The organism is Vibrio hepatarius (assembly GCF_043642085.1).
Classification (GTDB): Bacteria; Pseudomonadota; Gammaproteobacteria; order Enterobacterales; family Vibrionaceae; genus Vibrio; species Vibrio hepatarius_C.
Genome location: NZ_JBHZSA010000045.1, coordinates 1 through 1,396 on the forward strand (window position 1 = coordinate 1; position 1,396 = coordinate 1,396).

General features: G+C 41.3%; 2 protein-coding genes. One reads left to right on the forward strand and one right to left on the reverse strand.

The features are described 5' to 3' along the window. Positions 1-45 precede the first annotated feature (45 nt). Positions 46-492 carry a GNAT family N-acetyltransferase gene (locus ACHUFZ_RS21205; RefSeq protein ID WP_394128709.1) on the forward strand — a complete coding sequence of 149 codons (447 nt, stop codon included), beginning with the start codon at positions 46-48 and terminating at the stop codon, positions 490-492. 167 nt (positions 493-659) lie between these two features. On the opposite strand, the gene ACHUFZ_RS21210 is transcribed toward ACHUFZ_RS21205, so the two are convergent. Continuing rightward, on the reverse strand, positions 660-1,160 hold the full coding sequence (locus ACHUFZ_RS21210) for an outer membrane beta-barrel protein (protein ID WP_394128710.1): 501 nt from the start codon (positions 1,158-1,160) through the stop codon (positions 660-662). Between the last annotated feature and the right edge of the window lie 236 nt (positions 1,161-1,396).

Here is a 1,396-nt window from a genome sequence, read left to right on the forward strand (position 1 = left end):
GGCGTTAGCTAAATCCCCTAATTAGCAAATATGGAAGAAGATAAAATGGAATTTATTCGTATAGCCAATCAGGATGATCTCCCTGGCGTACTAAAACTGTACAAAGAGCTTCGTGGAAACGATCCAGAAAGGACAGCGGAGCAACTTGCTTCCACGTGGGAAGAGATACAAAACAATGCCAATACTATGGTTGTAGTAGCAGAAGTTGACGGCACTCTAGCTTCGACATGTCAGTTAGGAATAGTGCCAACGGTAACGAATGCTGGAAAACCGTTTGGTATTATTGAACACGTGATTACAAGCGAAGACTTCCGCCGTATGGGCTTAAGTCAAAAGGTTATGGAAAAGGCTCTTGAGTTAGCATGGAGCAAAGGGTGTTATCAAGTTGTACTTTTGTCTGGTGAAACTCGAACTTCAGCTCACAGACTCTACGAGAAAGTAGGTTTCCAGTCAGGTATCGAGAAGGGCTTTGTAGTAAAGGCTCCTCAGTAACAATTCAGCTAACAATAAATTTAAGCAGATTCGCAACGCTTGGCACTTTCGGTTTGAATCAGTTTTAGTGTTTACGGCACAATGTTTTAGGTTGGTGGTAGCGTTGCTCACTACTTAATTTGGCGTTATGCGAGTTGAACCCACCATCAATAGGTGGGTTTTACATTTTAGTTAAAGCGGTATTTAACTCCCAAGCTAACGCTATCTTCCTCTACGTTAACTTCGCCAGATTTCATCCCAAACAAATGGTTGTAGTTACTCTGAACTTGAAGCTTCTCATTTACGTTGTATCCAATAGACATGCCTACCTCGGGACCGAAATCTGATTTGTGGTATGAGTTATCAGAGTAATCCGCATATGTAATTCCGGCTTCAGGTGAAATGTAGAAATTAGAAGATTGGAGCGGTATTGGCTTTTCTATAGCTAGGGTGTAATAACTGTAGTCGATCGAGTCATCTGACAGCGTTGCAGCAGCACCTTTGATGTTTCCCCAAGGTAATTCGGAGGACGCTTGAAACTTTGGGCCATTTACGTGAGCGGTAGTGTTACCAACCTTTATGTTACTGAACTCGTAACTTAGCCCAGCGGTACTTGATACTGGTTGAGCATAGGATAGTGTTGGTAATAGGCAGGTGATAGCAAGTGAAAGTAGAGTTATTTTTTTCATATTTGGGGCTCCTTTACAATGGATTTACCCTATAAAAAAACACTGTTCATATGAAGTTGTATTTTTACAACTTTAGTTGTCAGAATTGTCTGATAGTTTTTGGGAGGCACTCGCATAACAATAAATTTAAGAGTGATTCACAACGCTCGGCGCTTTCACTTCAGTCTAGTTTTGTGTTTATGGCACAATGGTTTAGGTAGGGTGGTTAGCGTTGTTCACACCTTAATTTGGCGTTA